The sequence below is a fragment of the Pseudoalteromonas sp. S4492 genome, assembly GCF_005886115.1.
Taxonomy (GTDB): Bacteria; Pseudomonadota; Gammaproteobacteria; order Enterobacterales; family Alteromonadaceae; genus Pseudoalteromonas; species Pseudoalteromonas gelatinilytica.
Window position 1 is genome coordinate 17342 of record NZ_PNCP01000057.1, and the last position, 15907, is coordinate 33248.

The window sequence follows — 15907 nt, forward strand, 5'->3', positions numbered from 1 at the left end:
CCAGAACCTTACATTTACGCTACTTTATTCTTTGTGAAATCGTGTTTCTTATTCACTTTTCCTCACCGAAGCATATAAAAGGAGTTAATAATGAAAAAAGCGTTACTCAGTTTAACTGTGTTGGCTGCGTCTCAAACCGCCCTAGCAAATGCAATACCGGACAAACTCGCCGAGGATGCATTCATCTATGCATACTCAATTGATGAAGCATATAAATTTTTTTATGAAACCGCTGTTGAAACAGACACCCCACTTAATCGCTTTCAAAATATTCGCCATATAGCAGATGATACTTATACCGCACACGTAACTATCAATAACGATACCTTACATCTAATGGGATGGTTAGATGTAGCCGCAGAACCTGTGATTGTAAGTATTCCAGATATGGATAAAGGACGTTACTGGATTTTACACACAATGGACATGGGCCATTACACCACGTCAATGATCGGCTCACGATTACGTGGTAATGAAGGTGGCAGTTTTATGTTTGCTTCTCGATCTTGGCAAGGTGATGTTCCAGCAAGTGTTGATGAAGTTATTCGTGTTGATTCAAATCTTTTAAAACTAATGGGCCGTATCATGGCCGTTGGCAAAGAAGATGAGAAAACCGCATTAAATTACATGGATAAGTGGAATATTCGCACGCTTTCAGCATATTTAGGTGTAGCAGGGCCAAAAGCGAAAGAGCGCAGCTATCCAAACCCTGAAAACACCAATTGGGTGCAACGAGTTAACTACGTGTTATGTGATGGAGACATGGCAACCGCTGACAAAAAATGGCTAGATAAATATAAAGTTATCGGTCTTGAAGCTTGTAAAGATGACTTTAGTAAAGCCCAACTAGCCGCCGCTAAAAAAGGCAAAGAGCTAGGCATGGCTCACCTTGTTAAACTCGCCCCTGAAATGACCAATGCAGGAAAACTACTTGGTACTCGTGAGCAACTTAGCGATGGAGAGCGTGATTTATTCGCGGAAGGCACCTACTTAGGTCAATGGGGTTTACCACCTGATGAGTCAGTATACTTAAAAGCTGAAACAGGTAGCGACGGTAAAAACATCAATGGCGCTAACGGCAAAGAATACATTATGCGTTTTAAAGCACCTGATGTAAGTCAATTTTGGTCGTTTACAGTTTATGGTTCTGATAACCGTTTAATGGCTCACAATGAGATTAATCGTCATAGCCGTGGAGATCGCACACTTACACCTGATGCTGACGGCATGTACACGATAAAGCTGAGTGCAAAAGGTAAGGAAAGTGACTCAAACTGGTTACCGATCCCTGAAAAAGATGCTTATATCATTATGCGCTTATACGGGCCTAGCAAAGAGGTTCAAGAAGGTAGTTATGACTTCCCAACATTAAAGGTCACTAACTAGATAGTTATTTTGCTGGCCTTGTAATATTGTAATCAAGGTCAGCACCTTCAATTTTAGTGATCAATTACAGAGTTTAGGACAGATAACATGCCATTTAACGAGCAAGAGCGCAGTGCGCTTTTAGCACTCAAAGGTGTCGGACCAACGGTGATAAAACGGTTTGAAGAAATTGGTATTGAATCGTTTGAGGAGTTAGCCGGGTTTGATGCCAACACCATTGCTGAGCGAGTCGCGTCGATGTTGCATTCAAGTTGTTGGCAAAATAGTCCGCAAGCAAAAGCGGCTATCACCGCCGCGATTGCGCGAGCAAAACAAGGCTAAAGCTCAATGACTTCTATTGCACCGCGCTTTTGCATGGTGACATACACTTTGTTTTGCGTTTCGTTGAAAGCCAAATTCGTTGGATGCTGGCCTTTTAATTGATAGCTATTTAAGAGCTTGCCGTTAGGTGATACTTCAAGCACTTTCCCTGCGCCGTAACGTGTAATAAACACATGCCCTTGATTATTAACGCGCATGCCATCTAAGCCATGATCTGTAAACTTAATAAAAGCTTTCTTATTACTAATGTTTAAGTTCTCATCTAAGTCATATTGCCAAACAACTCGCTGCACACTCTCGTTCACATAGAGCTTGGTGTTGTCGTTATTAACCGCCACTCCATTGGTAGTCCCCATGTTTTTTTCGAGTAAATGGGTGCTGCCATCTGCATTGATACGCCATAGCTGACCCGTTTCGTTCGCCCAGTTAGGATCACTTGCAAACAGCGCCCCACTTTTGGTGATAGCAATGTCATTGGGCTGATTCATTTTACTATTATGGGCGAACACTTCTGCTTTATTGCTGCCAGCAGGTACTTTTAAAATATTGTGGTTAACATAATCGGCAATAAACAAATTACCTTGTGAGTCAAACTGTAGGCCATTGCCAACGCTGTCATCGGGTAAGCGCACAAATAACGATGTTTTGCCCATGTTATCAACGCGGCCAATGGTTCCTTGCTGGGCATAGTTCACCGCGTATAAGGCACCGTTATACATGGTTGGCCCTTCAACGCCTTGAGTGAAAACGTTATCTTTAACAAAGTCTTGGCTATCAACTGCAAAGCTTAACGGTGAGCTTAAAAGTAGTGTTATTGCCAGTGGCTTAAGTTGTTTCATCGGTCTTCCTTTTACTCATTTAAACTCGTGTATACCGCTAAAATCGGGTATTCGTTTTCACCAAAAGATAAGGTCAAAGAACGCTTTTCGCCATCATCTAACTTAATACCTTCGTCAAAGCTCTGAGGATGCACACGACGCCCATCGGCAAATAGCGCCATAATATGGTCAGCCTGAAGAATTCGCGATCCCGATGCTTTGTTTTCAATCGTCACAACCGCTAAACGGCGACCGCTTTCACTGCTCATTAATACACTATGGACAATGCTAAATTGACTTTGCTTAGGGTAGCGCTTGGCATCATTCTCAAATGAAAAAGCACTGCCAGAGAGCATGACCGGATCCACTGATAATACATCAGTATTAGCTTGCAAAGAGGTTACAAAAACCGCTGCAATCAATAGAAAAACACGCTTCATATCAATCCTTTTGATAAGCTTAAACTAGATTTAGCATACACCGTTCCTAAACGACTGCCAATAAAGCGAAGCGGCATAAATCGTTATTAAAGGTGATTAAAAGTAACATTTGCTAGTATCCATTCTCATTCTTTGCTATCAATAACAAAACCATAAAAACAACCATTTTAGGTACAGATGCAATTGTGATTTCACTTCGCGACTTTCAACAACAAGATGCTGAACAATTAATTTCAATTTTAAACGACACAAACGTCACTCAGTTTCTTTCAAATAAAATCCCGAGTCCATATACCGCAAGCGACGCAAACTGGTGGATCACTGAAGGCAGTAGGAGCGAGCTTATAAAAGCAATCACGTTGGATGATCAATTGATTGGGTGCGTGAGCGTGCTCCCTGGTGAATTTGAATTTAATCGCTCAGCCGAGTTAGGTTACTGGTTGGCAAAAGAGTATTGGCAACAAGGGATCACTGCAAAGGCAGCGACTATGCTACTCGAAACGGTATTTACTAAAACGAATATCGTCAGAGTGTTTGCGTATGTGTGTGAGGATAACCCCGCCTCAATAAAGTTATTACAAAAGCTAGGTTTCAAGCAAGATGCCATTTTAAAAAACGCGATGTTCAAGCAACAGCAATTCTTTAATGCACATCTTTTTTCATTGATAAAACCTCACAATAGAAACTAAAGGACGAGTATGAGTAAAGCGTTAAAAATACTTTGGCATAGCGGTGCTGCTATTTTTTGGGGGTTTAGCACCCTAGCGTTACTTATTTGGGGTATTTCAGCTATCACACCAAATTGGTGTGGTGATGAGCAATATGAAGTGTTCTTATCACCAGATAAAGACAAACAAGCCGTGGTTTCAGTCATAAACTGTGGTGCCACAACAAACTTTGAAACACTGATATCTATCAGTCACGTAGCGCAACCAGACGAGAAAACTATCTTGCTATCACTAGACGGACACCCAAGTAACACCAGCTACAAAGTTACCTGGACATCGAATAACGACATTGAGCTTACTGATTTTGAATTTGCAAAGTTATTATCGTTTCATAGTCGAAACACTGTTGGCGATATAGCTCAGTCTCACATTCACCCTAAAAATTAAGCAAATTAATATGCTTAAATCAACCTAACAAATGAATGCCCCATTAAGTAACTTTTAAAGTTATCTAAAATAAAGTAAGCTAACCACTTCTGTAACACTTAAAGTTACCTAATGAGTTTTTATTATGCAACAACACGAAGTCACCGCCTTATTTGATCAACAAGCAGCTAATTACGATTCACAATGGCAAAACATGGCGCCTATTAGCCAAGCCTTGTATTTTATGATGTCGCCTTTATTCAGCAAACTGCTAAGCAATGCGCATATTCTCTGCGTTGGAGCGGGTACCGGAAATGAAATTTTGCATTTAGCACAGGCATTTCCCGCATTTCGCTTCACCGCTGTTGAACCCTCGACTGAAATGATCAAAGTATGCAAACACAATTTAACGCAAGCAGGGGTTGCACATCGCTGCCAGTTTCATAATGGCTATGTAGATTCACTCAAAAACTTGATGCCCTTTGATGCAGCGACAGCCGTGTTAGTGTCGCAGTTTATTGTGGATGAACCTAAACGAGTGGCATTTTTTGCTGATATTCACAAACGTTTAAAACCAGGCGGGTTACTTGTCAGCGCAGACTTAAGTGCCAATCAAAGTGCCAGCACTTACCCAGAGCAGCTTAGTCACTGGTTAAGTGTGATGTCATCAGCCGCAGTCAGCCCTGAACAAATTGAAAGAGTAAAACTAGCTTATGAAAATGACGTTGCTTTAAAAGAGACTCACGTCATTGAAAACATCATTACCGGTCAGGTTTTACGGGCGTTTACCCTTTTTATCAAGCAGGCCTAATAAAAGCATTCACCGGTGTTAAAGCGTTGTTTAAGCCACAGACACTCGATTGCGGCCTGACTTTTTAGCTTGATACATAGCTTGGTCGGCCCTCTCGATCGCTGCTTCGATATCATCATCGGCATTTATTAGCGTAACACCAAAAGAGCCAGTTACATTAATGTGTTTACCTTTGCCAATTTCAATTTTTAAAACTTCAACGCCAGCTCTTAATCGCTCAGAAAGTGATTTGGCACCTTCTAGCTCTGTTTGCGGTAAGCAGACTAAAAACTCTTCGCCGCCATAGCGATACAATTGGTCGTACTCTCTTAGATGAGATTTAATGCATTTAACAAGGGCTATTAATACCTTATCACCTGCAGCATGACCAAACTCATCATTCACTTGCTTAAAGTGATCAAGGTCGATCATTATCAGTGCGCAGCTCAGCGATTTACGTTTGCAAAGCTCATGCTCTTTTTGCAGGTTTTCAACTAAATTTGTTCGGTTCGATGCACCGGTTAAAGGGTCTCGGGTGTGCAGCAGTTCAGAGAATTCATCAATAAGGGTTTCAAATAATTCATGCAAGCTATCTAAATCGGCATGAAACTGGTCCAATAAATTAGCCGGAATAACAGACTTAGACTCTTTTAACGATAACAGGACCGTGGCACCTTGATGCTTTTTTTTATGTGCACAAGCGATTTCTGAAAAATATGGATGAAGGTTTAGGGTCTGCTCGGGAAGCTTATTAAACCATTGCCCAAAGCGACAGAGGTTATGAGCATTATCTGCTAAGTCTTGTTCATTTGCGGGAGTATCTGCAATTAAGCATCTTAATACATTTTTATACCATGACTGATGCCACTCTATAGCTTGCTCAATTTCTGCAATCACGTCTTCAAGCTGGGTATTCGACAGTGAACTAATGCCTTGCCCAGTGTTTTGATGCATAGCCAATGAAAGATTTCCGCTTTATTATTTTATTTCCCAAAACAGTACCTAAGGTCTGTGACAAACACAACTTAAAGCGTTGTTAAGCGATAGTTTATTCAACTAAGCGGTAACCTACGGCAGGCTCGGTTAAGATATGTTTAGGACTCGCCGCATTTTGTTCAAGCTTTTGTCTTAACTGACCAATATGTACACGAACATATTCAGGGCGATTAATATACTGCTCGCCCCACACCTCAGATAAAATGGCGTTATGCGTTAACACCTTGTCTTTTTGCTGAAATAACAACAGCAAAATAGCGTACTCTTTTTTAGTTAGTTTAACTTCTTCAGCACCTTTACGGACCACGTGCTTATGCGGGTCGATGTGAATATCGCCACATTGCAACGTTAGGCTTGGTGTTGTTTGTGTGCGCAGAAGCACCCGAATACGCGCTAATAATTCGTTTGCGCTGAATGGTTTAGTTAGGTAATCGTTGGCGCCGTTATCAAGGGCGGTGACTTTTTCTGTTTCGCCATCCCGTGCAGAAAGTACTAATACCGGGAGCAGACTCCACTGCCTAAACTCCACCAGCCAATCTTGCCCATCCATATCGAGTAAGCCTAAATCAAGCAGCACTAAATCAAACTGCTGCTGGCTTAAAAGTGCAAACGCATCAAGCCCTTTGGCGCACACACTGACTTCATGTTCACTGGCTTTTAATAGTGTTTTTAAAAAACTTTGCAGAGGCGGTGAGTCCTCTAAAACCAAAATATTAGCCACGACTGTTACTCCAAATTAATTTAGCTGTTGCCTGCTTTGTCTGCTCATTGAGGGTTAATTCAAAGCGCCCCTGATGACATTTAGCAACCACATCGCAGATCACACTCCCTAAGCCAACGCCTTCATCTTGACTTGTCTCGTGCTTATTAGCAAAAGGGTTAGTTAACACAATTTGGTATTCGTCTTGTGTTTCAATAAATTGCATGTTCGCCGAACCATTTCCGTAACGGGCTGCGTTTTCGAGCATATTGGCAAAGGCAATTTCCAGTAGGGTTTCATCGCCAAAACAGATGCTTTGTTGCTGAGCTTCGATATGCAGTTTAAAGTTTTGTAGTTGTTGCTGACGGCGTGATTTAGCTTCGCTGATTAAGGTCAAAATGGGTAGTTTTTGCCATTTAATATTCTCAGCTAACTTATTCACTTTACTGAGCTCCATGACTTTATCAAAGTGCTGGTTAAGAATTTTACTTTGCTCATAAATATTAGCAGCTTGCTCTTTGATAACCTCAGAGCTTAGTTGGATATCATCATCAGCCAACATGCTTGATGCGCCCATAATGGTCGCTAATGGCGTGCGTAAGTCATGGGATAAACTGCGCAATAAGGTGTTTTTTGACCTCTCTAGCTCCGCCTGTACTTTTATCGCCGCAGATTGCTCGCGTAGTAAAGTTTTTTCTTGAACCTGATACAGTAAAGAGCACGCTGTATTCGCCAAAGCCTGTTGCTCTGCATTAAGTGATTTGGCAAACGCGATGCCGCCAAATTCCGCTTGTTGTTCATTTAAATAAATAAACTGCTTAGACGCTGTTAGCTGCCAGTCACATGCAACCTTTAAATGCGCGGCCATGGTTGTTAAAAACAGCTGCTTTTGCTCCTCAAGGCTATCGAGATCATTAAGCTTTTTTGCTAACTCATACAATAAGCGACTATTACTTGCATGGGCTTGCACATCGCGAACCTTGGTATTGAGCTCTCCGGCAAGGTGGCTTATCACTAAACCTACAATCAACATCACCAAAAAGGTGACCACATATTCAATATTTTCGATGTGAAAAGTAAAGTAAGGCACCACATAAAACCAGTCCATGCAGGCAACACTCACCAAGGTGGTAAGCGCTGCAACACGACGATTACTGCGCACCGCAACCCATGTCACCCACAGTAGCTGTAGCATCGCAATATCGGTGGTTGTAAACAGTTCTCGAAACGGAAATATCGCAAGCACCACCACAAGTGGCATCAACACACTTAAAAATGCGGCTTTTAAATACTGTATTTTGAATACTGACTGCATCATCTTTTCACTTATTGTTTGTCCCTATTAGATTAAAGGGTTTTCAATTTTGTCACTATAAAGTTTTTATAAAGTTTTTTTATCTCGGCATAAAATCTTTATAAAGCTTTCAACCTCTCTAAAGACTTCTGTTTTTTTGCCATTAGCATTTAGCGCGTACCCACAACAGCGAGAAAGACAATGGCTCAGTTTGCAGTAATCGGATTAGGACGTTTTGGCGTAACCGCCTGTTTAGAACTTTCAAAACAAGGTCATACAGTGTGTGCTGCCGATATTAGCGAAAGCACCGTTAATCATTATGCCGACCAACTCAGTTTTACCGTGGTGGTTGATGCCAGTGATGAAACACAATTAGCACGGCTCGATTTACCTAGTTGCCAAGCCGTATTGGTGGCCATAGGCGAGAATATTGAAGCCAGTATTTTATGTGTATTGCATTTAAAAAACTTAGGCGTAAAGCAAATTTGGGTAAAGGCCTGTACCAAAAGTCACCATCAAATACTAAGTAAACTCGGCGTTGACCGCATCATTCACCCTGAAGAAGAAATGGGCGTGAGGGTTGCACAAGCGCTTAACTACCCAATGGTTAATCAATATTTCCCGCTTAACCAATCCACATTTATTGTTGAACTAGGCATTGATCTGCAGCTTTCAGGTCGCAAAATTGGCTGGCTACTCAAAGAACGTAATAGCGATATTAAACCACTCACACTACGACGTGATGATTACTTCAATACAGAGCTGACTAACGATACCGAACTGCGCCACGGCGATAGTTTGGTGCTCCTGGGCTCTAAAACTTACTTAACTAAATTAGCAAAACGGTTTCGTGCATTATGATTAACTGGCAAGCCAATGTTTACCCTAAACAATTTAGCGGTGTAAAGTGCCGTAAGCGGCAAAAAATAAACCCACCTTTAGTGCTCACTATCGGCTTTATTGTGTTAATTATGCTCGGCACGGGCTTGCTTATGCTACCAATGGCAAGCACTCAACCGATCAGCTGGCTCGATGCATTATTTACGGCAACCTCTGCGGTTACAGTAACAGGGCTAGTGGTCATCGACACCGGTACTGATCTGACTGTATTTGGTCAAAGCGTGGTCATGTTGCTGATTCAAATAGGTGGCATTGGCTTTATGACCGTGGCGGTGATTTCAATTTTAAGTTTAGGAAAAACCCTAGGCTTACAGCAACGCTTACTCGCTAGCCGCGCTTTTGACACCAACGATTTAACCTCGGTGATCAAGGTCGCTAAGTATGTTTTAGTGTATTCATTAGTGATTGAGTCAGTGGCATTTTGCTTACTCTTTATTAGTTGGTTCGATGACTATGGCGCACTAAAAAGCGCCTATCACAGTCTGTTTTATACGATTTCGGCGTTCAATAATGCGGGCTTTGCGTTAAGTGGCGATAGCTTATCGGCATTCAAGGGCGATGTAACCGTAAACGTGGTGATCACCGCTTTGTTTATCATCGGCGGTTTAGGGTTTACCGTACTGATTGATATCTACAAACAAAAGCGCTGGTCATTACTATCAACTAATACCCGCCTGGTGTTAATTGCCACCTTAGTGCTCAACTGCATCACATTTATATTGATTTTTTTCTTTGAACACGCCAATCCCGCGACATTAGCGCCGCTATCAACGTCTGAGCAAATATTAACGGCTTGGTTTCAAGCGGTGACACCTCGTACCGCAGGGTTTAATACCCTACCGATTGATGATTTGAGTCAAGATTCAACGCTTTTGACTATGCTGTTGATGGTAATTGGCGGTGGCTCAGTCAGTACGGCGAGCGGCATAAAACTAGGCACCTTTGTGATCCTAATTTTAGCGATGCGAAGCTATTTAAAACAGCAAACCACGGTCACCGTGTTTAACCGTCAACTGAGCGACAAGCTGGTGATCAAGGCATTAAGCGTCATGATACTGTACTTATTTATCGCTTTTACCAGCATTATGATCATCACCAAGCTTGAACAAGGGTCGTTACTAGATATCACCTTTGAGGCAATTTCGGCACTTAGTACCGTAGGCCTTTCGCGAGGTATAACTGGGGATTTAAGTGCGCCTAGTCAGCTCATCATCATATTATTGATGTTGATAGGTCGGGTTGGGCCATTAACATTTGCTTATTGTTTTGCTCGCCAGCACAGCCAACCTTTGACCTACCCGACTACCAGTATTCAAATTGGTTAAGTGTACAGTTTTGACACTTTTAAGTGTTTAATACTGTAAACCTAAAGCCCTGCTACAACTGCTGTAGCAGGGCTTTAATGTCACTGTAACGTTGCTGTTCGCAAAAACCAAAACCTGAAAGCTGCCTGACTTTATTACGGGTAAATAAAGGCACGCTCATGCCCGCTAAAAAGCGGCATTGAGTATCGATGCTGACATCACTAATCCCTTTAGCGGCTAAGTGCTGTTTAAGCTCAGCAACTTTACTGGCAATCACATTTTGCTCAGGCATTTGATGCACTAATGAATAACTAAGCTTTACCTGCTGGCCTCTACACACTGAACAATGGCCACATTGCTGGGGTGCATGTTGATCATCAAAATAGCGAGCTAAGTTATAACTTAAGCAGCTATCTAGCTCAAAAAAGCGTACTAAAGTGGCGATACGTTTAATTTCGGCCTGTTCTTTTTCGATAAAATATTGGTGAAGTTGCGGTGCTAAATCAGCGTGGTTTATTACCGAATTATTCACCTCATACACTTGCGTAATACGTTTAGTTTCAAGGGCAATATGACCTTTTTCGGCCAAATAATCGAGCGCTGCAACCACGCGCTTTCTATCAACTTGAGTGGCACGGGTTAACGCATCAAAATTAAGTGTGCCCCAAATTTTCTTAAACTCAGTATGTTTGAATACCTGTTGTAAAAATGCTTGTCGGTCAGCATCAAACTGGCTAAGTAGCTCGTTTTGCTCCGTTAAAAACTTATATTTAAAATCGGCGTAATAGGCATATAACGGTGTAATAGCCCCTTGTATTTCTAACTGCACCAGTAAGGTTTTTAACGCTAAAGCACGAATATTACTTTCGCTCGATAAGCTGTACTCTTGCATTTCCCACTGGTTATTCGTTTGCTCGTTGCGAATGTTATTAATGACATAGTCAATCCCACTTTGCTCGGGAGTGTCGGCATAAACAAAGTTCTCAACGGTATTTAAGCCATCAAGGTTTGCTAGGGTAAAACAGTTTGACGGCGCACCATCTCGCCCTGCACGGCCAATCTCTTGGCTATAGTTTTCAATCGATTTTGGCAAATCATAGTGGATCACAAAACGAATATCAGACTTATCAACGCCCATCCCAAAAGCAATAGTTGCCACGACGATATTGATTTTACCCGCCATAAAATCATCTTGGATTTGCCAGCGTTTATCATCCTCAAGGCCTGCATGATAAGCCACCGCATTAAAGCCCGCTCTTGCCAAACCTTCGGCTACTTGCTCAGCGGTATGTTGTAAGGTGACATAAACAATCCCAGCACCTTGTTGGCTGGCTATAATACTGGCTAATTGCTGAGATTTTTCTTGGCTTGCAACACTGAGCACTGATAAATCGAGGTTGCTGCGGTAAAAGCCAGTTTGCACCACACATTCTGGGGCAATGGCAAATCGCTCGCACATATCACGCTTCACTTTTTTAGTGGCGGTGGCGGTAAGTAGCAATACCAGTGGAATATTAAGCTCTTCACGATAGCGCGGCAGTTTTAAATAATCAGGCCTAAAGTTGTGACCCCATTCAGATATACAGTGCGCTTCATCAACCACCAGCATCGAAATAGGCACTTGTTTAATAAATTCACGAAAGCGCTCATTCTTAAAACGCTCAACTGAGACCATTAAAATTTTCACCTTTCCTGCTCGCACATCACTCATTACCGTATGACTTTGCTCACTGGTTTGGCTTGAATCAAGGCTTGCCGCGTAAATACCCTTGCTATTTAAAAAGCTGATTTGATCTTTCATCAGTGCCAATAATGGCGAAACTACTAAGGTCAAATTAGGTAGGTGCATTGCAGTTAATTGATAGCACAAAGATTTACCCGAGCCAGTTGGAAAAATTGCCAACGACGATTGCTGATTTAATAACTGCTCAATGGTTTGTTGCTGACCTTGGCGAAACTCATTAAAGCCAAAGTATTGATTCAACGAAGTGTGTAGTGGTGTAGTCATCCTGATCCCTCACTTTCATTTCCCTTTTCAGGTAATGATAGGTCTCTTACTGCGAATTAGCCATGTTAACCTTTTTAACTCAATCTCCCAAGGCCATTGATATAACTAAGCGCACTATATTGTTCTTAACAGGTACTGACAAAATCAGTAAAAAGGCGCACAATGAGCACGTTGCCATGGGGTATTGATGGATGGACTTACAATACCTAAGCGCTTTTTCGCAAGAGTGTTTAGGTATTATACTTTTGAGGGCAACGTAATGATTAACCAACCTCCTAAAATCGTGATAATCGGTGGTGGCGCTGGTGGCTTAGAACTAGCAACACAATTAGGACACAAACTCGGGAAAAAACGCCAAGCAGAGATACTTTTAATCGATAAAAACCGCAGCCATATTTGGAAGCCGTTACTTCATGAAGTAGCGACGGGGTCGATTGATGCCGATTTAGACGGCGTTGTATACTCAGCTCATGCAGCAAAACATCATTATAATTTTCAACTCGGCAGCTTTTGCCACTTAGATCAAACCAACAAAACCATCACTTTAAGTGAGTTAAAAGACGAACTTGGCCACCGTATTTTACCTGAGCGCCAAGTCAGTTATGACTACCTCGTACTTGCTATAGGCAGTGTCAGTAACGACTTTAATACCCCAGGTGTTAACAAGCACTGTTTTTACCTTGATTCAAACCAACAAGCTGAGCGCTTTCAGCATGCTCTACTCGATAACTTCACCCGCTTACATCAAGATGACGACCCTCAGCACTCCTTAACCATTGCCATAGTGGGTGGTGGTGCAACCGGGGTTGAGCTGTCGGCAGAGCTTTATCATGTATCAGACATGCTGAAAATGTATGGCCTGAATAAAATGACCGCTAAACGCTTACACATTGATTTAATTGAAGCAGGGCCGCGAATTTTACCCGCGTTACCCGAGCGAATTGCAAACTCGGCTAAGCGTGAACTGGTTAAATTAGGGGTAACGGTGCGCGAAGGCACGCAAGTAAAAGAGGCCACAGAAAACAGCTTTATCACCAAAGACGATGAACATATCAAAGCCGATATTATGGTTTGGGCTGCGGGTGTAAAAGCCCCTGATTTCATTAAAGACATTGGTATTTTTGAACTTACCCGAAATAACCAAATTAAGGTGAACCAATATCTGCAAAGTAGCGTTAATGACGATATTTTTGTGATTGGTGATTGCTGTGCATTTACTCAAGAAGATGGCACACAAGTGCCACCCAGAGCGCAATCGGCTCATCAAATGGCGCAATGTGTTGAAAAAAACCTTATAGCCACACTCAAAGGCCAGCCTCTCAGTGCCTTTACCTACAGTGATCATGGCTCTTTAGTTAACTTGTCACGCTACAGCACAGTAGGCAGTTTAATGGGCAACCTAACCAGTAATAGCTTTTTTATAGAGGGTAAAATAGCGCGATTTATGTATATTTCGCTCTATCGTATGCATCAACGTGCCATCCATGGCAGTGCAAAAACCTTTGCACTGTGGATCAGCGAAAAAGTACTACGCGTTGTTAGGCCAAAAATGAAACTGCATTAAGCTACAGCATAAAGCCGGCAAATTAGTTGTTTGTCGGCTATTTGTGCACTTCGTCCCCAAGTCATTGACATCAAAATATAAAGCCATACACTTCAGGCAAAATAAATCCATGGATTGAATATGAAAAAAGGTATTTCACTAACCGTTTTTGCAGGGCTTTGTGCCTGTGGGACTTACCTGATATTAGATAAACCCACTCCCATCGAAGCGATAAGCAACAAAGTCTCGACATCTTCTGCTACTGTCGCTGAACAAAATAACGCTACGAGTTTATTTGAACCATTAAGCCTGCCAAATAGCAAAGCATCAGAGCTGGCTAAGCTCAAGCTAGCCAAACACCAGTGTAAGCAACAAAGTTTAAAAGCCACTCAAGCTGCAGCTGATCACAGTCAAATAGAGGCAGCGATTAAACAAGCATTAAAAGACGGCGACTCTCTTGAAGATATTTTAAGTTATTCAGAGCTTGTGAAAATATCTTACCGTTCATTTAATACCTTAGTTATTAACGCAATCAAAGAGAATGCAGAACAGCAATTTCAATATGCCTCATCTGTTAGCATACTAAAAAGCTGGCAAGGGCTTGAGGTCATTGATTATTTTGATGCAGATACAATCAATCAACTAACGGCAATTAATGGACCCCTTAGCCAAAATACAGGTTCAATGATGTTTAATGTTCCATTACCTGAGCAAGTAAACAAAACAGCATTGTACAAACTATTAGATAACAACGATGATTTTAATACCTATTTAAAAACACCATTTAAAATCGGTCCATCACGGCTCATTTCACCATCTATTTTGTTTCTTGCTAATGCTCATGCGCTTAGTTTGACTGAGTTTGAAAACGCAATATCCAGCAAAGAGTTTACTGTTAACGATATCGCTGTGGCTTTAAAAAGCAACTTACCTAATGATTATTTAACAGCACTGATCTCTCAAACAGCACAGCTAGGCGGCTCGCCTACAGCAATGAGTGATGACTTTATAGATGAACAACTGTATTTAAACCTTGCTGATGTGGCTGTGAGTGAATTTAACGTACCAATTTTAAAGTTGTTAAGTGAACGAGGTATTGAGCCCACTAATCAGCCAAATGTATTTACAGCGATGGATATAGCCATTGTAAACCTAAAGGGCAGCTCAAATAGCGAAGTACAGCCACTAGAGAGCAAACACTTAGAAACACTAAGTTATCTAAAAAATAAAGGTTATCGAGCTCACGGCGAGCTTGTGCGCGACACACCGAACGATAGGCTACTGATGCTTAAATCTTCATTTTTACCGAGTAGCCTTTTATTTGTTGGCGACCAAGTTGCTAATGATGCTTTTTCTCAGTTCAAAGATTTAAAGCTAATCCCAAATAACCAAGCATTTAAACGTAAAGAAAAAGATAACTCTGCAATATCAAAAGCACTCAGTGCCTATGAGAGACAAAAACAGCAAGCCAAAAAAATAACTCCTGAGTGTGAAACGATAGATCAGCGGATCAATTCACTAGAAGCGATAAAAACACGCTCTCAAGCACTCGAAGAATTAGAAACGCTCGAAGCGCAACAAGGCTTACTAACTCCCAATACGCTTCAAGAAATCGACCCTGTACAAGTTCATAATTGGCAATTCTTGCATTCAAATGAGTATAAATATCAAACCTCAACGCAGTATCAAGCCTTTAAAGAAGCAATTGTCGAAAAAGACTTTAGTACTGTTGCAACGATTACCCAAACAGCAAAACTCAGTACCCACCAGACAAATATGTTGCTTGCAGCAACAATAGAAAACGCTCAACAATTGACGTCTATTTGGCAAAACAGAGTCGCTCCAACTGCACCTGAAAATCTTTTTGTATTTACTAAGTTACCATTAGCACAATGGCAAACATTAGCCGATAGTGGCTTTGATTTTTCATTAAAAGACATGCAAAACAACGATATGTATTTTTATGCAAGCATGCATTCAAAAGAAGCAGTTAAGTTTTTAATGAGCCTTGCAGTTGCACATGATTTTTCTAAACCTGGGCTTGATATTCTCGACCAAGCACTGGAGCAAAGCTATAACACACAAACTCTTGCAGACTATATGCCAAGCGCATTAAAACTTGTTGACCAATATGAGCCTAACCACTTTCGTCGTGCCCAGCGTCTAAAAGTTTTTGTCCCCGATGTTTATGAAGAGCTTATTAAACTTGAGCCAAAACTTGCACCCAAAGATGGCACTGTAATGAATAACTATCAGTACAGCGCTTATTAAGCTCCTTAGCTATTTGAGCCGTAAATTAACCTACCTGTTTAC

Annotated in this window: 15 protein-coding genes; 9 read left to right on the forward strand and 6 right to left on the reverse strand. The window is 41.5% G+C overall.

Annotation, left to right across the window (positions count from 1 at the left end):
- Positions 1-90 precede the first annotated feature (90 nt).
- Complete coding sequence (locus tag CWC28_RS18000; protein WP_063704062.1) at positions 91-1386, forward strand: DUF1254 domain-containing protein; 1296 nt, start codon at positions 91-93, stop codon at positions 1384-1386.
- 87 nt (positions 1387-1473) lie between these two features.
- Positions 1474-1707 carry a helix-hairpin-helix domain-containing protein gene (locus tag CWC28_RS18005; RefSeq protein WP_063704060.1) on the forward strand — a complete coding sequence of 78 codons (234 nt, stop codon included), beginning with the start codon at positions 1474-1476 and terminating at the stop codon, positions 1705-1707.
- On the opposite strand, the gene CWC28_RS18010 is transcribed toward CWC28_RS18005, so the two are convergent.
- Complete coding sequence (locus CWC28_RS18010; RefSeq protein ID WP_063704058.1) at positions 1704-2546, reverse strand: SMP-30/gluconolactonase/LRE family protein; 843 nt, start codon at positions 2544-2546, stop codon at positions 1704-1706. The genes CWC28_RS18005 and CWC28_RS18010 overlap by 4 nt on opposite strands.
- Positions 2547-2557: 11 nt before the next feature.
- Positions 2558-2965, reverse strand: coding sequence for a hypothetical protein (locus tag CWC28_RS18015; RefSeq protein WP_063704056.1), 408 nt, complete (start codon positions 2963-2965; stop codon positions 2558-2560).
- 185 nt (positions 2966-3150) lie between these two features.
- Between CWC28_RS18015 and CWC28_RS18020 the strand changes: the two genes are divergently transcribed.
- The 3 genes from CWC28_RS18020 (at position 3151) to CWC28_RS18030 (ending at position 4870) form a co-directional block, all read left to right on the forward strand.
- Positions 3151-3654 carry a GNAT family N-acetyltransferase gene (locus tag CWC28_RS18020; RefSeq protein WP_063704054.1) on the forward strand — a complete coding sequence of 168 codons (504 nt, stop codon included), beginning with the start codon at positions 3151-3153 and terminating at the stop codon, positions 3652-3654.
- A 9-nt stretch (positions 3655-3663) separates the two neighbouring features.
- On the forward strand, positions 3664-4080 hold the full coding sequence (locus CWC28_RS18025) for a hypothetical protein (RefSeq protein ID WP_138625549.1): 417 nt from the start codon (positions 3664-3666) through the stop codon (positions 4078-4080).
- Positions 4081-4204: 124 nt separating this feature from the next.
- The gene (locus tag CWC28_RS18030) at positions 4205-4870 is read left to right on the forward strand and encodes a class I SAM-dependent methyltransferase (RefSeq protein ID WP_212746800.1); all 666 of its coding nucleotides are present in this window, start codon (positions 4205-4207) and stop codon (positions 4868-4870) included.
- 30 nt (positions 4871-4900) lie between these two features.
- Here CWC28_RS18030 and CWC28_RS18035 read toward each other — a convergent pair whose 3' ends face one another.
- From CWC28_RS18035 to CWC28_RS18045, 3 genes are all read right to left on the reverse strand, one after another.
- Positions 4901-5803, reverse strand: a complete 903-nt coding sequence (locus CWC28_RS18035) for a diguanylate cyclase (RefSeq protein WP_249324985.1) — start codon at positions 5801-5803, stop codon at positions 4901-4903.
- A gap of 94 nt (positions 5804-5897) precedes the next feature.
- The gene (locus CWC28_RS18040; protein ID WP_063704048.1) at positions 5898-6566 is read right to left on the reverse strand and encodes a response regulator transcription factor; all 669 of its coding nucleotides are present in this window, start codon (positions 6564-6566) and stop codon (positions 5898-5900) included.
- Complete coding sequence (locus CWC28_RS18045) at positions 6559-7863, reverse strand: DUF4118 domain-containing protein (protein WP_249324984.1); 1305 nt, start codon at positions 7861-7863, stop codon at positions 6559-6561. The genes CWC28_RS18040 and CWC28_RS18045 overlap by 8 nt, the downstream gene beginning before the upstream one ends.
- A 177-nt stretch (positions 7864-8040) precedes the next feature.
- Between CWC28_RS18045 and CWC28_RS18050 the strand changes: the two genes are divergently transcribed.
- Positions 8041-8700, forward strand: a complete 660-nt coding sequence (locus tag CWC28_RS18050) for a potassium channel family protein (protein ID WP_054553462.1) — start codon at positions 8041-8043, stop codon at positions 8698-8700.
- On the forward strand, positions 8697-10064 hold the full coding sequence (locus CWC28_RS18055) for a TrkH family potassium uptake protein (RefSeq protein WP_138625551.1): 1368 nt from the start codon (positions 8697-8699) through the stop codon (positions 10062-10064). The genes CWC28_RS18050 and CWC28_RS18055 overlap by 4 nt, the downstream gene beginning before the upstream one ends.
- Before the next feature lie 52 nt (positions 10065-10116).
- Here the strand turns inward: CWC28_RS18055 and CWC28_RS18060 are convergent, their stop codons facing one another.
- A complete protein-coding gene (locus CWC28_RS18060; protein WP_138625552.1) occupies positions 10117-12051 on the reverse strand; it encodes a RecQ family ATP-dependent DNA helicase in 1935 nt (644 codons plus the stop codon).
- 259 nt (positions 12052-12310) lie between these two features.
- On the opposite strand from CWC28_RS18060, the gene CWC28_RS18065 reads away from it, so the two are divergent.
- Both CWC28_RS18065 and CWC28_RS18070 read left to right on the forward strand, forming a co-directional pair.
- Positions 12311-13615 (forward strand): NAD(P)/FAD-dependent oxidoreductase, encoded by a 1305-nt coding sequence (locus tag CWC28_RS18065; protein WP_063527669.1) that lies wholly within the window; start codon positions 12311-12313, stop codon positions 13613-13615.
- 120 nt (positions 13616-13735) lie between these two features.
- Positions 13736-15865, forward strand: coding sequence for a hypothetical protein (locus tag CWC28_RS18070; protein WP_138625553.1), 2130 nt, complete (start codon positions 13736-13738; stop codon positions 15863-15865).
- Positions 15866-15907 lie beyond the last annotated feature (42 nt).

Coding starts and splice junctions, on each gene's coding strand:
- CWC28_RS18000 (WP_063704062.1), top strand. CDS start 91: ATGAAAAAAGCGTTACTCAGTTTAACTGTGTTGGCTGCGTCTCAAACC.
- CWC28_RS18005 (WP_063704060.1), top strand. CDS start 1,474: ATGCCATTTAACGAGCAAGAGCGCAGTGCGCTTTTAGCACTCAAAGGT.
- CWC28_RS18010 (WP_063704058.1), bottom strand. CDS start 2,546: ATGAAACAACTTAAGCCACTGGCAATAACACTACTTTTAAGCTCACCG.
- CWC28_RS18015 (WP_063704056.1), bottom strand. CDS start 2,965: ATGAAGCGTGTTTTTCTATTGATTGCAGCGGTTTTTGTAACCTCTTTG.
- CWC28_RS18025 (WP_138625549.1), top strand. CDS start 3,664: ATGAGTAAAGCGTTAAAAATACTTTGGCATAGCGGTGCTGCTATTTTT.
- CWC28_RS18030 (WP_212746800.1), top strand. CDS start 4,205: ATGCAACAACACGAAGTCACCGCCTTATTTGATCAACAAGCAGCTAAT.
- CWC28_RS18035 (WP_249324985.1), bottom strand. CDS start 5,803: ATGCATCAAAACACTGGGCAAGGCATTAGTTCACTGTCGAATACCCAG.
- CWC28_RS18045 (WP_249324984.1), bottom strand. CDS start 7,863: ATGATGCAGTCAGTATTCAAAATACAGTATTTAAAAGCCGCATTTTTA.
- CWC28_RS18050 (WP_054553462.1), top strand. CDS start 8,041: ATGGCTCAGTTTGCAGTAATCGGATTAGGACGTTTTGGCGTAACCGCC.
- CWC28_RS18055 (WP_138625551.1), top strand. CDS start 8,697: ATGATTAACTGGCAAGCCAATGTTTACCCTAAACAATTTAGCGGTGTA.
- CWC28_RS18060 (WP_138625552.1), bottom strand. CDS start 12,051: ATGACTACACCACTACACACTTCGTTGAATCAATACTTTGGCTTTAAT.
- CWC28_RS18065 (WP_063527669.1), top strand. CDS start 12,311: ATGATTAACCAACCTCCTAAAATCGTGATAATCGGTGGTGGCGCTGGT.
- CWC28_RS18070 (WP_138625553.1), top strand. CDS start 13,736: ATGAAAAAAGGTATTTCACTAACCGTTTTTGCAGGGCTTTGTGCCTGT.